This is a genomic window from Acinetobacter sp. V2 (assembly GCF_001188385.1).
Taxonomy (GTDB): Bacteria; Pseudomonadota; Gammaproteobacteria; order Pseudomonadales; family Moraxellaceae; genus Acinetobacter; species Acinetobacter oleivorans.
In genome coordinates this window covers 787,841-788,102 of record NZ_JZFB01000001.1, presented here as the reverse complement: position 1 = coordinate 788,102, position 262 = coordinate 787,841, and the positions used below count along the sequence as shown (strand labels likewise).

Here is a 262-nt window from a genome sequence, read left to right as displayed (position 1 = left end):
TTTTTTCCAGTCTGTTTTTCCGGAATTCTTCCTTAGAAGAATTTCTTCGTTCTTGAAAATTCCGTGTTGCTGGAAATCATTAATCAGATATTTGAACATCTCAAGTTTTTCAAAACCGGTTTCATCAGCTCCATCTTCAGGGCTGTTGACCTGTGTTTTTGAATCTTGGGCAAATTTAAAAAGTGCCTGCATCAGAAGAGCTGTATATTGTTCAGGAGCAAGTTTAATCTTTTCTATATCTGACTGCCGTGGGAAAAAGAAA

Annotated in this window: 1 pseudogene; it reads right to left on the bottom strand. The window is 36.6% G+C overall.

Annotated elements, in window-relative coordinates:
• A pseudogene (locus UC75_RS20030) lies at positions 1-262 on the bottom strand (LlaJI family restriction endonuclease); the annotation flags it as partial.